This window comes from Streptomyces sp. NPDC006235 (assembly GCF_040613735.1).
GTDB lineage: Bacteria > Actinomycetota > Actinomycetes > Streptomycetales > Streptomycetaceae > Streptomyces.
This window is the reverse complement of record NZ_JBEXSR010000003.1, coordinates 358,782-376,000: the sequence shown is the minus strand read 5'-3', so window position 1 is coordinate 376,000 and position 17,219 is coordinate 358,782. Positions and strand designations below refer to the sequence as shown.

The following is a 17,219-nucleotide window of genomic DNA, read 5'->3' as shown; positions in this document are numbered from 1 at the left end:
AGCAGAACCGGATCATCGGATTTCCGGCGACCGAGCACAAGGACCGAGCACAAGGGAGTGATCGGTATGGCAGGCACGTCCGGCGGGCGTCCGAGCATCTACCCCACACTGCTGTACGCCGACGCGAAGGCGGCCGTCCGGCAGCTCACGGAGGCCTTCGGCTTTACGGAGCTGTCCGTGTTCGAGGGCGAGGACGGCGCGGTGATGCACGCCGAACTGGTGCAGGGCAACGGCGCGGTGATGATCGGCAGCAAGGGCACCGGCAGCGTCTTCGACAAGGCGATGAAGGACGCGGGGACGACCGGGGTGTACGTCGTCGTGGACGACGTGGACGCGCACCACCGCCGCGCCGTGGACCACGGCGCGGAGATCCTGATGCCCCCGACGGACCAGGACTACGGCTCGCGGGACTACATGGCCCGGGACCTCGAGGGCAACGTGTGGAGTTTCGGGACGTACGCGCCGGAGATACCGGGCTGACGGCCCGCTCCGGCGCGTCCGGCTAACTGCCTCCGGTGTGCACCTGGAAGGCGGCCCGGCGTACGGCCTTGGCCAGGGCCGGGTCGGGGTGTGCCGCGGCGAGGGCGACCAGGACCTGCACGGTCCGCGGGTGCCCCACGGCGCGCACCTCGTCCAGCAGCATCGGGACGGTCGGCTGCACGGCGGACTCCAGGTGGCGCACGAGGAGAGGCGCCTCACCGTGGTCGGCGACGGCGGCGGCGGTGTCCACCCACAGCCAGGTCGCCTCCTCCCGGGTGAGGACCTCGTGGGCGTCCTCGGGGTCCGTCCCGTCGTGCTCGGCCAGCCACAGCAGCGCGTACGGCCTGAGCGTCGGCTCGTCCAGCACGGCGCGGACGTCCGGCTCGGCGGGGGCGCCGACCACGCGCAGCGCCTCGAAGGCGAGGCCGCGCAGCAGAGCGTCCTCGCCACGGGCCGCGGCCAGGAGCTCGGTGACGGCGCTGCCGACGGTGCGGGCGGCGAGCCAGGCCCGGTACTCGGCGCGGGCCGCGTTCGGGCGCAGCTGGGCGCAGCCGCGGAGCATGTCCTCGGCCGCCTGCTCGATGTTCCCGGCGGGGCTCTGCGCGGCGACGCAGATCTGCTCCAGCTTGACCCAGACGGCCCAGCTGCCGAGCGGGGTGAGCGTGGCGTGGCCGTCGCCGTAGGTGAGGGCTCCCACGGAGGCGAGGGCGCGCAGGGCCCAGTCGAGGAGCGGGGCGAGGGGGGCGTCGGTGGGCGCCGGTGCGGCCGGCGGCTCGGGCTGCGGGCCGTAGGGGATCTCGCAGCGTGCGGTGCGCAGCTCGGTGACGCGCTGCTCCAGGAGGTCGAGGAGCTGCTCCACGGGGACGGGCCCGGCGGACAGCTGGAGGAAGGAGAGCACCTGCGGCATGGCCGAGACGACCTCGGCGACGGCGGCGGGCTCGTGGTCCTCGGGTTCCGGACAGGCCAGCGACCAGGCGTCGAAGAGGGCGACCCAGCCCCGCAGGACGGCACTGTCGTCGCGGTCCCAGGCGCGCAGCCGCCAGCCGGGGCGGGCGCTGTCGCCGTGCACCTCGACGAGACCGGCGAGCCGGGCGGTGTCCCAGTCGGCCCTGACCTGATCCGGGGTCAGGCCCAGCTCCTGGGCGGCCCGTTCGGCGGTCGCGGCGGAGAGAGTGGCCTTGCCGTCGGCGGTGGCGCTGCCCCGGCCGGGGCCGAGCTCGGTGTCGGCCCAGCGGGCGACGCGGGCCGCGTCGGCGAGACCTGAGCGTGCCATTCTGGCCAGCTCCGCCGGTGCCGGGGTGCCCTCCGGGGGGCGCGGTGCGGGGCGGCGCGAGCGCCGCTGGTTCATCGCTCTGGGGGCGGCGGCCAGGGGTCGCGGGCGGACGAGTCGAAGCCTGGAGTCGCGCGGGATACGGGACGTCACGAGGGCAGTCTTCCGGTTGACGGTCCGAAAACCCAAACGGAATGTCACGGCGGGCGACGGGGATGGCCAACGCACGGGGTCCCGTGAGTGGTCGAGGGCCGCAAACAGGCCAGTGGTACGACGCTAAACGGAATCCTCGCGACCGGTCTGCGCGGAGTGGGGCGGGGTGTGGTTGCGACGGGGCGAAGGGGGCGTGAACGGGAGGTGTGGAGGCCGGTGTGCGCGGCCAGGGGTCAGATGAGAGGTGTCAGGAAGCGCCGCAAGGCTTCCTCGTAGCCTTGCGGGTCGGCGTTCCACATCGCCGAGTGGGGCGCGTTGCCGACGGTGCGGAAGGCGACCATGTCGGGGCGGGCGTCGGCGAGCCGGCGGGAGAGCTGCCAGGGGGCCACCGTGTCGTCGGGTCCGTGGAGGACGAGTGCCGGGACCCGGAGTGCGGCTGCGGGGGATGCGCCGGGGACGCGGTCGCCGTGCAGACCGGTGCGGCCCTGTGCGGCGCGGACCGCCAGGGGCAGCAGCGCGCCCGGGGTGCGGCGGGCCGCGGCGAGGGCGCGCAGGGTGGTCTCCCAGCTGAGCACCGGGGAGTCCAGGACGAGCCCGGAGACGCGGTCGCGCAGCCCCGACTGCGCGGCGGCGTGCAGGGCCATGGTGGCGCCGGTGGACCAGCCGTGCAGAACGACCTGGCGGGCGCCGGAGCGCACGGCGTAGCGGATCGCCGCGTCGAGGTCGCGCCACTCGGTCTCGCCGAGGTGGTTCAGGCCGTCGGGCGGGCGGGGTGCGCCCAGGTCGCCGCGGTAGGCGAGGGCGAGCACGGGGAAGTGGTTGCGGTGCAGGAACCCCATGACGTTCATGGCGAGTTCCCGGGTGGTGCCGAGGCCGTGCACGGCGATCACCCAGGTGTCCCGGGCGCCGGGCACGAACCAGGCGGGCAGGGGGCCGAGTTCGCCGGGGATGTCGACGTCGGCGTGTTCGATGCCGAGGGCGGCGCTCGGATTGCCGACGTAGACGTTCGGGGTGAGCCAGGCCCTGTCGCCGGGTTCCAGGGTGCCGTGCGTGACGCTCTCCAGGCGGCGTACGACGGTGTCGGCGGTGTCCGAGGCGCCGGCCAGGACGGGTCCGACGACCGCGTGGGAACCGTCGCCGGACAGGCCGTAGCGGCCGGGCCGCAGGGCGGCCAGGTCCCGGGTGAGGCTGATCTGCCCCGCGGCGGTGCCGTGCACGGTGAGCCGGGGCTCGGTGGGCAGGGGCCTGCCGGGAGACGCCTTGAGCGCGGCGTCACTGGCGAACCGTCCGGCGGCCACGGCGGCCGCACCGAACCCGATCACGGCGGTGACGGCAGCGGCCGTCGCTCTGGCAGTGCGCACAAGCTCCAGTGTCCCGGCGGACCGGGCGACGGACCAGTGGGCGGCAGCGGCGGGGTGACGGGCCCCGGGGGGGCAGCGCAGGGCCGGGCGGGCCGTACCGTGCGTCCGGGCGGACGTCAGCCGCGCTGCCCGTAGCCCCGCAGTCGTTCCTGGACCTCCGCCAGCTGCTCCTCCGACAGCAGGCTCGGGGACAGGCCCGGGACCGATGTGGCGGTCAGCCACAGGCGGCACATCCATTCCAGCTGGGCCGTGCGGTCGTAGGCCTGGTCCAGGGACGCGCCGTAGGTGACGGTGCCGTGGTTCTGGAGGAGGCAGCCGGAGCGGTCGGCGAGGGCGCGGAGCATGTTCTCGGCCAGCTCGGCGGTGCCGTACGTGGCGTACGGGGCGACCCGGACGGGTCCGCCGAGCGCGGCGGCCATGTAGTGGATCAGCGGCAGCTCGCTCACGAGCGTCGAGACGGCCGTCGCGTGCACGGCGTGGGTGTGGACGACGGCACGGGCGCCGGTCGTGCGGTAGACCGCGAGGTGCATGGGCAGCTCGCTGGTGGGGACGAGCGTGCCGAGGACCTGCCGGCCGTCGAGGCCGACGCCCGTCACGTCGTCCGGCTGCAGCCGGTCGTAGGGGACGCCCGAGGGCGTGACCAGGACCGTGTCCCCGACGCGCACCGAGACGTTCCCGGACGTGCCGACGACGAGCCCGTCGGAGACGGTCCGGCGGGCGGTCGTGACGAGTTCCTCCCAGGCGCGCGCCTCCTCGGGGTGCGCGCCTCTGCGCCGCGACTCCCCCACGTCTCGCGTGTCCCGCCCGTCGCCTCGCTGCTCAGCCATGCGCCGATCCTGCCAGGCGGTCCCTCAACGCGCCGCAGGGCGGGTCCACTTCAGGCCGGAGCCGTGTATACGAAAAGGTGCATACCACCCAGCCTCCAGGGCGGAACCCTGAGCATCGATTGCGGACACCCCTGCGCCCCTCTCAGTTCATCTTCCGTTCACTCGGGTTACCTACGGTCGACGAGCCAACGACCTCGAACGATTGCCTGGGTAAATGGAAAGCTTCTCGCTGATCCTCGCGATTGTGGTGGTAACCGCACTCGCGTTCGATTTCACGAACGGTTTCCACGACACCGCGAACGCGATGGCCACGACCATTTCCACGGGCGCCATGAGGCCCAAGGTCGCCGTCGCCATGTCCGCCGTCCTCAACCTGGTCGGCGCCTTCCTGTCGGTGGAAGTCGCCAACACGATCTCCAAGGGTCTCGTCGACGAGACCGGCATCCGTCCCGAGGTCATCTTCGCCGCCCTGGTCGGCGCGATCCTCTGGAACCTGCTGACCTGGCTGGTCGGCCTGCCGTCGAGTTCCTCGCACGCCCTGATGGGCGGGCTGATCGGCGCCACGATCGCCTCGGCGGGCGTCGGCGCGGTCCACGGCGACGTGCTGGTCACCAAGGTCCTGATCCCGGCGATCGCCGCCCCGCTGGTCGCGGGCATGGCGGCGATGCTCGCGACCCGGCTGACGTACTCCCTCGGCAAGAAGGCCGACGGCAAGGCCTCCGAGAAGGGCTACCGGGCCGGCCAGATCGCCTCCGCGGGTCTGGTCTCCCTGGCCCACGGCACCAACGACGCCCAGAAGACGATGGGTGTCATCACCCTCGCCCTGGTCGCCGGCGGCGCCGTCGCCCCCGACTCCGACCCGCCCATGTGGGTCATCCTCTCGGCGGGCATCGCCATCGCGCTCGGCACGTACCTGGGCGGCTGGCGCATCATCCGCACCATGGGCAAGGGCCTGACCGACCTCCAGCCGCAGCAGGGCTTCGCCGCCCAGACCAGCGCGGCCACGGTCATCCTGGCCTCCTCGCACATCGGCTTCTCCCTCTCCACCACCCACTCCGTCTCCGGCTCGGTGATGGGCGCGGGGCTCGGCCGCAAGGGCGGTGTCGTCCGCTGGTCGACGGCGACGCGGATGTTCGTCGCGTGGGGCCTGACGCTGCCGGCGGCGGCCCTGGTGGGCGCGCTCGCCGAGTACGTCACCGGCTTCGGCAGCTGGGGCACCGCGGTGGTGGCCGTCTTCCTCGTCGCCTCCAGCGCGGCGATCTGGAAGCTCTCGCGGCGTGAGGTCGTCGACCACACCAACGTCAACGACGCCGACGAGGCGGAGCCGGCCGGTGTGGTGACCACGGCGATGGCCGCGGTGACGCCGCCGCCGGCCGGCACGGCGACGGAGGACCCGGTGCCGTCGTTCCCGGCCCAGGCCGCCGCCGAGCGGACGCCCTCGACGACGACCACCGTCTGACCCCGCCGACCGGTAACAAGGAAGAGTCTCCGATATGAAGATCGACTGGGCGGCCCTCGGCTCCGTCTTCGGCGTCAGCCTCGTGGTCACCGTGGCCCTGGTGGGCCTGTTCACCCTCGGCATCACCGGCCTGTCCCGCCGCGAACGGGCGGTGGCCCAGGGCGGCTCCGCGGGCCTCGCGGTCACCGGCGCGTACGCGTGCTTCGCCGCGTGCGCGGCGGCTGTGGGATACGGGATCTATCTGATCGTGGCCTGACGGCCCGACCGCACGAGGTTCCCGCCGGGCGGGACAGGACTTCGGTCCTGTCCCGCCCGGTCGTCGTGTGCCAGGGGGTGGTGGTGTGGGCTTCTGCACACTCTCCCCTCGCAGGTCAACGGCAAGTTGACGGCTGAACCCGGCCGTGGTGGACTGCCGGGGCCATTAACGGCGGCAGGAGAGGAAGCCGGTGGAAGTCCGGCGCGGTCCCGCCACTGTCACCGGGGTAGCAATCCCCGGGAGCCAGGAACTCTCACCGCCGGTCTAGTCGAACCAGGGCGTGGACACCCTGAGTGAGGACATATCGCCATGCGCGGCTGCCGATCGAGGTTCAGTACCCCACCCCTGACCACTCCTGCGGCCGGCTGAGCCCATGGGTGCCGGTCGCGTCTTCGCGTACGGCGCCGCCGCCGGTCTGATCGGTGACCTGCTGCTCGGCGATCCCCGCCGGGGGCATCCGGTCGCCGTGTTCGGACGGGCCGCGGGCGCCGTGGAACGGGTGTTGTGGCGGGACCACCGGGGGTGGGGCGCCCTGCACACCGCGGTGTGCGCCGGAGGAGCCGTCGCGCTCGGGGGCGTCGCCGCGCGTGCCGTGCGGAACTCCGCCGTCGCCTCCGTCGCCCTGACCAGTGCCGCCACCTGGGCCGTGGTCGGGGGGACTTCACTCGCGCGGGAGGCACAGGCCATCGGGCGTGCCCTGGAGGCGGGGGACGTCGACGGCGCCCGGGCGCGGCTGCCGCATCTGTGCGGGCGGGATCCGCAGGCGCTCGACGCCGACGGGATCGCCCGGGCCGTGGTCGAGTCCGTCGCCGAGAACACCTCCGACGCGGTCGTGGGGGCGCTCGTGTGGGGGGCCGTCGGCGGTGTGCCGGGGCTCCTCGGGTTCCGGGCCGTCAACACCCTCGACGCCATGGTCGGGCACAAGTCGGCCCGGTACCGGCGCTATGGGTGGGCCTCCGCCCGGCTGGACGATCTCGCGGGCTGGCCGGGGGCCCGGCTGACCGCCGTGCTCGCGACCCTGGCAGGCGACGATCCACAGGGAGCCGTACAGGCCTGGCGGGCCGACGCCGCCAAGCATCCGAGCCCCAACGCCGGGCCCGTGGAGGCCTCGTTCGCGGGGGCGCTCGGGGTACGGCTGGGCGGGACCTTGTCGTACGGCGGGCGCGTCGAGCACCGGCCCGTGCTCAACACGGCCGGGCGCGCCGTCGCCACCCGGGACATCGAACGGGCCGTACGGCTGTCCAGGCGTGTCGGCTGGCTCGCGCTCGGCGTCTGTGTCGCCGCGCGCCGCATCGCGAAAGGGCGTACGTCATGACGGGCGGTGGGCTTCTGGTCGCCGGTACCACCTCCGACGCGGGCAAGAGCGTCGTGACCGCCGGGATCTGCCGATGGCTGGTGCGGCAGGGCGTCAAGGTCGCGCCCTTCAAAGCGCAGAACATGTCCCTCAACTCCTTCGTCACGAAGGAAGGCGCCGAGATCGGGCGGGCGCAGGCCATGCAGGCGCAGGCCTGCCGCGTCGAGCCGACCGCGCAGATGAACCCGGTGCTGCTCAAGCCCGGAGGCGAGAGCAGCAGCCAGGTCGTGCTGCTGGGCAAGCCGGTCGGGGAGCTCAGCGCACGCGGCTACCACGGCGGACGGCAGCAGAAGCTGCTCGGGACCGTGCTGGACTGCCTGGAGCAGTTGCGGGGCACGTATGACGCGGTGATCTGTGAGGGGGCGGGCAGTCCGGCCGAGATCAATCTGCGGCGGACCGACATCGTCAACATGGGGATCGCCCGGGGCGCCGGGCTCCCCGTGCTCGTCGTCGGCGACATCGACCGGGGCGGTGTGTTCGCCTCGTTCTTCGGGACGGTCGCGCTGCTGTCGCCCGAGGACCAGGAGTGCGTCGCCGGGTTCCTCGTCAACAAGTTCCGGGGGGACGTCTCCCTGCTGGAGCCGGGGCTCGACATGCTCCAGCGCCTCACCGGGCGGCGGACGTACGGCGTCCTGCCCTTCCGGCACGGGCTGGGGATCGACGAGGAGGACGGGCTGCGCGTCTCCCTGCGGGGGACGGTCCGGGAGTCCGTCGTCGCCCCGCCGGTCGGCGAGGACGTGCTGCGCGTCGCCGTGTGCGCCGTTCCGCTCATGTCCAACTTCACCGACGTCGACGCGCTGGCCGCCGAACCCGGTGTCGTCGTGCGGTTCGTGGACCGGCCGGAGGAACTCGCCGACGCCGACCTCGTCATCGTGCCCGGGACCCGGGGGACCGTCCGTGCGCTGGAGTGGCTGCGGGAGCGGGGGCTCGCCGAGGCCCTGGTCCGCAGGGCCGCCGAGCAGCGGCCCGTCCTCGGGATCTGCGGCGGTTTCCAGATCCTCGGCGAGCACATCGAGGACGACGTGGAGAGCCGCCGGGGTCATGTCGACGGGCTCGGGGTCCTGCCCGTGCGGGTGCGGTTCGCCCGCGAGAAGACCCTCACGCGGCCGGAGGGCGAGGCCCTCGGGGAGCGCGTCGAGGGGTACGAGATCCACCACGGGGTCGCCGACGTGACCGGAGGGAACCCCTTCTTGGACGGCTGCCGGGTCGGCCAGGCCTGGGGCACGCACTGGCACGGCTCGCTGGAGTCGGACGGGTTCCGGCGGGCCTTCCTGCGCGAGGTGGCGGCCGCCGCGGGGCGCCGCTTCGTGCCGGCGCCGGACACCTCGTTCGCCGCGCTGCGCGAGGAGCAGTTGGACCGGCTCGGCGACCTGATCGAACAGCACGCGGACACGGACGCGCTGTGGCGACTCATCGAGTCGGGCGCGCCGCGAGGACTGCCCTTCATTCCACCGGGAGCGCCCGCATGAGCACTGTGTTGTTGTTGTCGACCGCCGACACGGACCTGCTGGCGGCCCGGGCCGCCTCCGGTGCCTCGTACCGGATCGGCAACCCGACCCGCGTGGACGTCCAGGAGGAGCTTCCGGCCCTGCTCGACGGCGCGGACATCGCCGTCGTACGGCTGCTCGGCGGCAAGCGGGCCTGGGAGGACGGGCTCGCCGCGCTGAAGGCCTCCGGTGTCCCGACCGTGCTGCTGGGCGGCGAGGCGGTGCCCGACGCGGAGCTGATGGCCGAGTCGTCGGTGCCGGCCGGTGTCGTGGCGGAGGCGCTGAAGTACCTCGTGGAGGGCGGGCCGGACAACCTCACCGAGCTGGCGCGGTTCCTGTCCGACACCGTGCTGCTCACGGGCGAGGGTTTCGCCGCGCCGCAGCGGATGCCGGAGTACGGCGTCCGGGGCGAGCGCGCGCAGGTCGAGGGCCGGCCGACCGTCGGCGTGCTCTTCTACCGGGCGCACGAGCTGAGCGGCAACACCGCCTTCGTGGACACCCTGTGCGACGCGATCGAGGCGCGGGGCGCCAACGCGCTCCCCGTGTACTGCGGTTCCCTGCGCGGGGCCGACGCGGGGCTGTACGAGATCCTCGGCCGGGCGGACGCCCTCGTCGCCACCGTCCTCGCCGCCGGCGGCACCCACGCCTCGCAGGCCTCGGCGGGCGGTGACGAGGAATCCTGGGACATCGGCGCCCTCGCGGAGCTGAACGTCCCCGTGCTGCAAGGACTGTGCCTGACGACCTCACGGCGCGTCTGGGAGGCGTCGGACGCCGCCCTGTCCCCCATGGACGCCGCGATGCAGGTGGCGATCCCGGAGTTCGACGGGCGGCTGATCACCGTGCCGTTCTCGTTCAAGGAGCAGGGCGCGGACGACGTGCCCGTGTACGTCGCCGACCCGGAGCGGGCCGCGCGGGTCGCCGGGATCGCCGTACGGCACGCGCGGTTGAAGCACAAGGCGAACGCCGAGAAGAAGCTCGCGCTCGTCTTCACCGCGTACCCGACCAAGCACTCGCGGGTCGGCAACGCCGTCGGGCTGGACACCCCGGCCTCGGCGGTGCGGGTGCTGGACGCCCTCAGGGACGCCGGGTACGGCCTCACCGAGTACCCCGCGGGCGGCGACGAGCTGATCCACCGGCTCATCGCGGCCGGCGGGCACGACGTGGAGTGGCTGACGGACGAGCAGCTGGCCGCCGCGCCCGCGCGGGTGCCGCTGGCGGACTACCGGGCCTGGTTCGACCAGCTCGACCCGGAGCTGCGGGACGCCATGACCGAGGCGTGGGGCGAGCCGCCGGGCAGCCTCTACGTCGACGGGGACGACATCGTGCTGGCATCCCTGCAATTCGGGAACGTCGTGGTGATGATCCAGCCGCCGCGCGGCTTCGGGGAGAACCCGATCGCGATCTACCACGACCCGGACATGCCGCCCTCCCACCACTACCTGGCGGCCTACCGCTGGCTGGAGAACAGTTTCGGCGCGGACGCGATCGTGCACATGGGCAAGCACGGGACGCTGGAGTGGCTCCCCGGCAAGGGACTCGGGCTCAGCGCCGGGTGCGCCCCGGACGCCGTGCTCGGGGAACTGCCCCTGATCTACCCGTTCATCGTCAACGACCCCGGCGAGGGCACCCAGGCCAAGCGGCGCGGGCACGCCACGGTCGTCGACCACCTCGTGCCGCCGATGGCCCGCGCCGACACCTACGGCGACCTGGCCAAGCTGGAGCAGCTCCTGGACGAGTACGCGCTCGTCTCCGACCTGGACCCGGCGAAGGCCCCGGCCGTGCGCGCGCAGATCTGGACCCTCGTCAAGGCCGCCGAGCTGCACCACGACCTGCACGTCGACGAGCAGCCGGACGACGAGGCGTTCGACGAGTTCGTCATGCACATCGACGGCTATCTGTGCGAGATCAAGGACGTGCAGATCCGCGACGGCCTGCACGTCCTGGGCGGTGGCCCGGTCGGTGAGCCGCGCGTCAACCTCGTGCTGGCGGTGCTGCGCGCCTCGCAGGTGTGGGGCGGGCAGGCCGACGCGCTGCCGGGGCTCAGGGCGGCGCTGGCGGAGCACTTCGGGCTGGTGGAGAAGGAGCTGCTGGCCGAGCCGGGCGCTCCGCTGAAGGTGCCGGCGGAGCTGACGGGCCTGGTGGCGGGGCCGGCCCGCACCGCCGCCGACGCGATCGACCTGCTGGAGCAGCTCTGCCGGCGGATCGCGGAGGGCATGGAGGAGCGCGGCTGGGCGGTCGCCGAAGTTCCGGCGCTGGTCCGGGGGGTGCTCGGCGGGGAAGTCCCCGACGCGGTGGCGGTACTGGAGTTCGCCTGCACGGAGGTCGTGCCGCGTCTGGCCAGGACCACCGACGAGATCGGGCACATCCTGCGGGCGCTGGACGGCGGTTACGTCCCGGCGGGTCCCTCCGGTTCGCCGACCCGCGGCCTGGTCAACGTCCTGCCGACGGGACGCAACTTCTACTCCGTCGACCCCAAGGCGATTCCGTCCCGGCTGAGCTGGGAGGTCGGGCAGTCGCTCGCGGACTCGCTGGTGCAGCGGTACCTGACCGACACCGGTGAGTACCCGAAGTCCGTCGGCCTGACGGTGTGGGGCACCTCGGCCATGCGCACCCAGGGCGACGACATCGCCGAGATCCTGGCGCTGCTGGGCTGCCGGCCGGTGTGGGACGACGCCTCGCGCCGGGTGACCGGGTTCGAGGTGATCCCCCCGGAGGAGCTCGGCCGGCCGCGCATCGACGTGACGGTCCGCATCTCCGGCTTCTTCCGAGACGCGTTCCCGCACGTGGTCGGGCTGATCGACGACGCCGTACGCACGGTCGCCGAGCTGGACGAGCCCGCCGAGCAGAACTACGTCCGGGCGCACGCCGACGAGGACACCGCCGAGCACGGCGACCGGCGCCGGGCGACCGCCCGGATCTTCGGCTCCAAGCCGGGGGCGTACGGGGCCGGCCTGCTGCCACTGATCGACGCCCGCAACTGGCGCTCCGACGCGGACCTCGCCGAGGTGTACGCGGTGTGGGGCGGCTACGCCTACGGGCGGGGGCTCGACGGGCGGGCCGCGCGCGGGGACATGGAGACGGCGTTCCGGCGGATCGCGGTCGCCGCGAAGAACGTCGACACGCGGGAGCACGACCTCGTCGACGCCGACGACTACTTCCAGTACCACGGCGGCATGGTCGCCATGGTCCGCCATCTGACGGGCGCGAGCCCCGAGGCGTACGTAGGCGACTCGGCCACCCCGGACCAGGTGAAGACCCGCACGCTGGGCGAGGAGACCCACCGGGTGTTCCGCGCCCGGGTGGTCAACCCGCGCTGGATGGCGGCCATGCGGCGGCACGGCTACAAGGGTGCCTTCGAGATGGCCGCGACGGTGGACTACCTGTTCGGGTACGACGCCACGGCCGGGGTCGTGGACGACTGGATGTACGAGAAACTCAGCGCCGAGTACGTCTTCGACCCGGAGAACCGGGAGTTCATGAAGACGTCCAACCCGTGGGCGCTGCGCGGCATCACCGAGCGGCTGCTGGAGGCCGCCGACCGCGGACTGTGGGCGGAGCCGGACGCTCAGACGCTGGACCGGCTGCGTGCCACGTACCTGGAACTCGAAGGCGACTTGGAAGGTGACGACAAGTGAGCACCCCGTTCCCGTTCACGGCCGTGGTGGGCCAGGACGACCTGCGGCTGGCGCTGCTGCTGAACGCCGTGTCGCCGGCGGTCGGCGGTGTGCTGGTGCGCGGTGAGAAGGGCACCGCCAAGTCGACGGCCGTGCGGGCGCTGTCCGCGCTCATGCCTCAGGTGGACGTCGTCCCCGGCTGCCGCTTCTCCTGCGACCCCGCCTCCCCCGACGCCGCCTGCCCCGACGGGCCGCACGCTCCGGGAACCGCCGGCCAGGCCCGTCCGGCCCGGATGGTCGAACTGCCCGTCGGTGCCTCCGAGGACCGGCTGGTGGGCGCGCTGGACATCGAGCGGGCGCTGTCAGAAGGCGTGAAGGCCTTCGAGCCGGGCCTGCTGGCCGCCGCGCACCGCGGCATCCTCTACGTGGACGAGGTCAACCTCCTCCACGACCACCTGGTCGACCTGTTGCTGGACGCGGCGGCGATGGGCGCCTCATACGTGGAGCGCGAGGGCGTCTCCGTACGGCACGCGGCCCGCTTCCTGCTCGTCGGCACCATGAACCCCGAGGAGGGCGAGCTGCGGCCGCAGTTGCTCGACCGGTTCGGGCTGACCGTCGAGGTCGCGGCCTCGCGGGAGCCCGACCAGCGGGTCGAGGTCGTCCGGCGGCGGCTCGCCTACGACGCCGATCCCGACGGCTTCGCGACCCGGTGGGCGGACGAGGAGGCCGACGTACGGGCGCGGATCGTCGCGGCACGGGAGCTGCTGCCGTCCGTGCGGCTGGGCGACGCGGCGCTGCGGCAGATCGCGGCGACCTGCGCGGCCTTCGAGGTCGACGGCATGCGCGCCGACATCGTGATGGCCCGCACGGCGACGGCGCTGGCGGCCTGGGCGGGGCGTACGGACGTGCTCGCCGAGGACGTACGGCAGGCCGCGCTGCTCGCGCTGCCGCACCGCCGGCGGCGCAACCCCTTCGACGCACCCGGTCTTGACGAGGACAAGCTGGACGAGACGCTGGAGGAGTTCTCCGGGGACGACGACCCGGACCCGGATCCCGATCCCGATCCCGACCAGGGGCCGGACGGGCCCGGCGGGCAGCCGGAGCCCGAGGACGGGCCGCAGGGTGACGACACCGGCGCCACGCCCGAGGCCGGGGAGAACGGGCAGCCGCAGCCGTCGGGTGCCGGTGAGCAGTCGGCCGTACGGGCGGCCGAGCCGTTCCGTACCAAGGTGCTGAGCGTGCCCGGGATCGGCGAGGGCGCCGCCGGGCGGCGTTCGCGGGCGCGGACCGAGCACGGGCGCACGACCGGCTCCCGTCGGCCCCGGGGCACGCTCACCAAGCTGCACCTGGCGGCGACCGTGCAGGCCGCGGCGCCGCACCAGCGGGCGCGCGGACGGTCCGGGCCGGGTCTTGTCGTGCGCCGGGACGATCTGCGGCAGGCGACCCGCGAGGGGCGCGAGGGCAACCTCGTGCTGTTCGTCGTGGACGCCTCCGGGTCGATGGCGGCGCGGCAGCGGATGAGCGCCGTGAAGGGGGCCGTGCTGTCGCTGCTGCTGGACGCCTACCAGCGGCGGGACAAGGTGGGTCTGGTGACGTTCCGGGGTTCGGGCGCGGACGTCGCGCTGCCGCCGACCTCGTCCGTGGACGCGGCGGCGGCCCGGCTGGAGTCGCTGCCGACCGGCGGGCGGACGCCGCTCGCCGCCGGGCTGCTGCGCGCGCACGACGTGCTGCGGGTGGAGCGGCTGCGGGATCCGGCGCGGCGGCCGCTGGTCGTGCTGGTGACGGACGGGCGGGCCACCGGAGGTCCGGAGCCGGTCGCCCTGGCCGGGCGGGCGGCACGGCTGTTCGCGGCCGAGGGTGTCGCGTCCGTCGTCGTGGACTGCGAGTCGGGGCCGGTGCGGCTGGGGCTCGCCGGGCAGCTCGCCGGCGAACTGGGCGGCACCGCCGTCACGCTGGACGAGCTGCGGGCCGACTCGATCGCCGGGCTGGTCAGGGATGTACAGGGGAATTCGAGGAGGGCCGCGTAATGCCGCAGGGACAGCCGAGTGTGATTCCGGACGATGGTCTGACGACCCGGCAGCGCCGGAACCGGCCGCTGGTGGTCGTGCACACGGGCGTCGGCAAGGGCAAGTCGACGGCCGCCTTCGGGCTCGCGCTGCGGGCCTGGAACCAGGGCTGGCCGATCGGGGTGTTCCAGTTCGTCAAGTCGGCGAAGTGGAAGGTCGGCGAGGAGAACGCGCTGCGCGTCCTCGGCGCCTCTGGTGAGGGCGGGTCCGTCGCCTGGCACAAGATGGGCGAGGGCTGGTCCTGGGTGCAGCGCGACGCGCAGCTGGACAACGAGGAGAAGGCCCGGGAGGGCTGGGAGCAGGTCAAGCGGGACCTGGCGGCGGAGACGTACCGGCTGTACGTGCTGGACGAGTTCGCCTACCCGATGCACTGGGGGTGGGTGGACACGGACGAGGTCGTGGACGTCCTGCGGAACCGGCCCGGTACGCAGCATGTGGTGATCACCGGGCGCAACGCTCCCGAGAAGCTCGTGGACTTCGCCGACCTCGTGACCGACATGTCGAAGGTGAAGCACCCGATGGACGCGGGGCAGAAGGGGCAGAGGGGCATCGAGTGGTGATGTCCTCGTCCGTGCCCCGGCTGGTCGTCGCCGCGCCCTCGTCGGGCAGTGGCAAGACCACCGTCGCCACGGGGCTGATGGCCGCGTTCGCCGCGCGGGGGCTCGCCGTGTCCCCGCACAAGGTCGGGCCGGACTACATCGACCCCGGGTACCACGCGCTCGCGACCGGGCGGGTGGGGCGCAACCTCGACGCGTATCTGTGCGGTCCTGAGCTGGTCGGGCCGCTGTTCCTGCACGGGGCGCGCGGGTGTGATCTCGCCGTCGTCGAGGGCGTGATGGGGCTGTACGACGGGGCCGCCGGGGAAGGGGAGCTGGCCTCGACGGCTCATGTCGCGAAGCTGTTGCGGGCGCCGGTGGTGCTGGTCGTCGACGCGTCGTCGCAGTCGCGGTCGGTGGCGGCGCTGGTGCACGGGTTCGTCTCCTGGGATCCGGAGGTGCGGGTCGGGGGCGTGATCCTGAACAAGGTCGCGTCGGACCGGCACGAGGAGATGCTGCGCGAGGCCATGGAGCAGGTGGGCGTGCCCGTGCTCGGGGTGTTGCGGCGGGCTCCGCAGGTGGACACGCCGTCGCGGCATCTGGGGCTGGTGCCGGTCGCCGAGCGGCGGGCGGAGGCCGTGGAGGCGGTTGCGGCGATGGCCGCGCAGGTCTCCGACGGTTGTGATCTGGACGCGTTGGCGGGGCTGGCCCGCAGTGCGGGGGCGTTGTCGTGCGAGGCCTGGGACGCGGCTGCGGCCGTGGCTTCCCCGCCCCCGCCGCCCCTACCCTCCCCCAAGCTCTCGGCTTCGCCCGAGCAGGGGGGACCCCCATCGTCCTCCAGGGGCTCCGCCCCTTCGACCCCGCCGGGGGGCTCCGCCCCCCGGGGCCCCCGCGGGGGCTTTGCCCCCTGCACCCCCACCGGGGCTGCCGCCCCGGACCCCCATCGGCCTGAACGGCCTCGTCCTCAATCACCGGACAGGCTGGTTGTTGCTGTCGCCGGTGGTTCCGCGTTCACCTTCTCCTACGCCGAGCACACCGAGCTGCTCGCCGCCGCCGGCGCCGACGTCGTGCCCTTCGATCCGCTGCGGGACAAGGAACTGCCCGAAGGGACGCGCGGGTTGGTGATCGGGGGCGGGTTCCCCGAGGTGTACGCCGCCGAGCTGTCCGCCAATGAACCTCTGCGCAAGGCCGTTGCCCATCTGGCGGAGAGCGGTGCGCCCGTGGCCGCCGAGTGTGCCGGGCTGCTGTATCTGTGCCGGGAGCTGGACGGGCAGCCGATGTGCGGGGTGCTGGACGCCGGGGCGCGGATGACCGGGCGGCTGACCCTGGGGTACCGGGACGCGGTGGCCGTCGGCGACAGTGTGCTCGCGGCGGCGGGGACACGGATGCGGGGGCACGAGTTCCACCGGACCGCCGTGGAGCCCGGGGCGGGGGCCGAACCCGCCTGGGGCCTCAAAACCCCTCAGCGGCGCGTCGAGGGGTTCGTACGGCGCGGTGTGCACGCGAGCTATCTGCACACGCACTGGGCCGCGGAGCCCGGTGTCGCCCGTCGGTTCGTGGAGAGGTGCCGGACGTCATGAGCAGCAGGCTGGTCGGTGTCGGGGTCGGGCCGGGGGATCCGGAGCTGGTGACCGTCAAGGGCGTGAACGCCCTACGGGAAGCCGAGGTCGTCGTCGTGCCCGTGATGGACACGGGCGAGCGCGGGCGCGCCGAGGCGACCGTGCTGCACTACGTGCCCGAGGAGAAGGTCGTCCGGGTCGTGTTCGCGCTGAACGAGCGGAGTGACCGGGCGCGGCGCGAGGCGGCCTGGGACGCGGCGGGCGAGCGGGTGGCCGAGCTGCTGCGCGGGCACGGTGCCGTCGCCTTCGCGACCATCGGGGACCCCAACGTGTACTCCACGTTCACCTATCTCGCGCAGACCATCGCCGAGCTGGTGCCGGGGACCGTCGTCGAGACCGTGCCCGGGATCACCGCCATGCAGGACCTCGCCGCGCGGTCGGGCGCCGTGCTGACCGAGGGGACCGAGCCGCTCACGCTCGTGCCCGTCACGGCGGGGTCGGCCGTGCTCAAGGAGGCCCTCGCCGGGCCCGGCACGGTCGTCGCCTACAAGTTCGGGCGGCAGGCGCACGAGGTCGCCGACGCACTGCGGGAGACCGGGCGGATCGGTGACGCCGTGTGGGGGTCGGCGCTGGGGCTGACGGAGGAGTCGATCCGGCCGGCCGCCGAACTCGACGGCACTCCCCTGCCCTATCTGTCGACGCTCATCTCCCCCGCCCGGCGCGACGGCGGGCGGGGCGGAAAGCTCTGACCCGCCCGTGCGCCAACCCGCCCACCGGAACCCCCTGTACGAGAGGAC

At 73.6% G+C, this 17,219-nt stretch carries 13 protein-coding genes and 1 riboswitch; of the genes, 10 read left to right on the top strand and 3 right to left on the bottom strand.

From position 1 onward, the window contains the following. Window positions 1–66 precede the first annotated feature (66 nt). Window positions 67–480, top strand: coding sequence for a VOC family protein (locus ABZ192_RS05805; RefSeq protein ID WP_356923267.1), 414 nt, complete (start codon window positions 67–69; stop codon window positions 478–480). Window positions 481–502: 22 nt separating this feature from the next. On the opposite strand, the gene ABZ192_RS05800 is transcribed toward ABZ192_RS05805, so the two are convergent. The 3 genes from ABZ192_RS05800 to ABZ192_RS05790 all read right to left on the bottom strand — a co-directional run bounded on the left by ABZ192_RS05800 (window position 503) and on the right by ABZ192_RS05790 (window position 4,091). After that, window positions 503–1,828: a hypothetical protein gene (locus tag ABZ192_RS05800; RefSeq protein ID WP_356923328.1), complete on the bottom strand. Its 1,326-nt coding sequence runs from the start codon at window positions 1,826–1,828 to the stop codon at window positions 503–505. Window positions 1,829–2,136: 308 nt separating this feature from the next. Then, on the bottom strand, window positions 2,137–3,264 hold the full coding sequence (locus ABZ192_RS05795; RefSeq protein ID WP_356923266.1) for an alpha/beta fold hydrolase: 1,128 nt from the start codon (window positions 3,262–3,264) through the stop codon (window positions 2,137–2,139). Window positions 3,265–3,380: 116 nt separating this feature from the next. After that, complete coding sequence (locus tag ABZ192_RS05790) at window positions 3,381–4,091, bottom strand: class II aldolase/adducin family protein (RefSeq protein WP_356923265.1); 711 nt, start codon at window positions 4,089–4,091, stop codon at window positions 3,381–3,383. 214 nt (window positions 4,092–4,305) lie between these two features. Between ABZ192_RS05790 and ABZ192_RS05785 the strand changes: the two genes are divergently transcribed. From ABZ192_RS05785 to cobI, 9 genes are all read left to right on the top strand, one after another. Further along, window positions 4,306–5,550, top strand: coding sequence for an inorganic phosphate transporter (locus tag ABZ192_RS05785; RefSeq protein ID WP_356923264.1), 1,245 nt, complete (start codon window positions 4,306–4,308; stop codon window positions 5,548–5,550). Between the two features lie 34 nt (window positions 5,551–5,584). After that, complete coding sequence (locus tag ABZ192_RS05780) at window positions 5,585–5,806, top strand: hypothetical protein (RefSeq protein ID WP_059422310.1); 222 nt, start codon at window positions 5,585–5,587, stop codon at window positions 5,804–5,806. A gap of 140 nt (window positions 5,807–5,946) precedes the next feature. Then, a riboswitch (cobalamin riboswitch) is annotated at window positions 5,947–6,081 on the top strand. A gap of 98 nt (window positions 6,082–6,179) precedes the next feature. Next, window positions 6,180–7,121 (top strand): cobalamin biosynthesis protein, encoded by a 942-nt coding sequence (locus ABZ192_RS05775; RefSeq protein ID WP_356923263.1) that lies wholly within the window; start codon window positions 6,180–6,182, stop codon window positions 7,119–7,121. Next, the gene (locus tag ABZ192_RS05770) at window positions 7,118–8,629 is read left to right on the top strand and encodes a cobyric acid synthase (RefSeq protein ID WP_356923262.1); all 1,512 of its coding nucleotides are present in this window, start codon (window positions 7,118–7,120) and stop codon (window positions 8,627–8,629) included. Before ABZ192_RS05775 ends, ABZ192_RS05770 begins: the two co-directional genes overlap by 4 nt. Continuing rightward, window positions 8,626–12,282: a cobaltochelatase subunit CobN gene (cobN, locus tag ABZ192_RS05765; RefSeq protein WP_356923261.1), complete on the top strand. Its 3,657-nt coding sequence runs from the start codon at window positions 8,626–8,628 to the stop codon at window positions 12,280–12,282. The genes ABZ192_RS05770 and cobN overlap by 4 nt, the downstream gene beginning before the upstream one ends. Further along, window positions 12,279–14,288, top strand: coding sequence for a putative cobaltochelatase (locus ABZ192_RS05760; RefSeq protein WP_356923260.1), 2,010 nt, complete (start codon window positions 12,279–12,281; stop codon window positions 14,286–14,288). The genes cobN and ABZ192_RS05760 overlap by 4 nt, the downstream gene beginning before the upstream one ends. Then, a complete protein-coding gene (cobO, locus tag ABZ192_RS05755) occupies window positions 14,288–14,887 on the top strand; it encodes a cob(I)yrinic acid a,c-diamide adenosyltransferase (RefSeq protein ID WP_020272829.1) in 600 nt (199 codons plus the stop codon). The genes ABZ192_RS05760 and cobO overlap by 1 nt, the downstream gene beginning before the upstream one ends. Continuing rightward, window positions 14,887–16,443: a cobyrinate a,c-diamide synthase gene (locus tag ABZ192_RS05750; protein WP_356923259.1), complete on the top strand. Its 1,557-nt coding sequence runs from the start codon at window positions 14,887–14,889 to the stop codon at window positions 16,441–16,443. Before cobO ends, ABZ192_RS05750 begins: the two co-directional genes overlap by 1 nt. Next, complete coding sequence (gene cobI / locus ABZ192_RS05745) at window positions 16,440–17,171, top strand: precorrin-2 C(20)-methyltransferase (protein WP_356923258.1); 732 nt, start codon at window positions 16,440–16,442, stop codon at window positions 17,169–17,171. Before ABZ192_RS05750 ends, cobI begins: the two co-directional genes overlap by 4 nt. Window positions 17,172–17,219 lie beyond the last annotated feature (48 nt).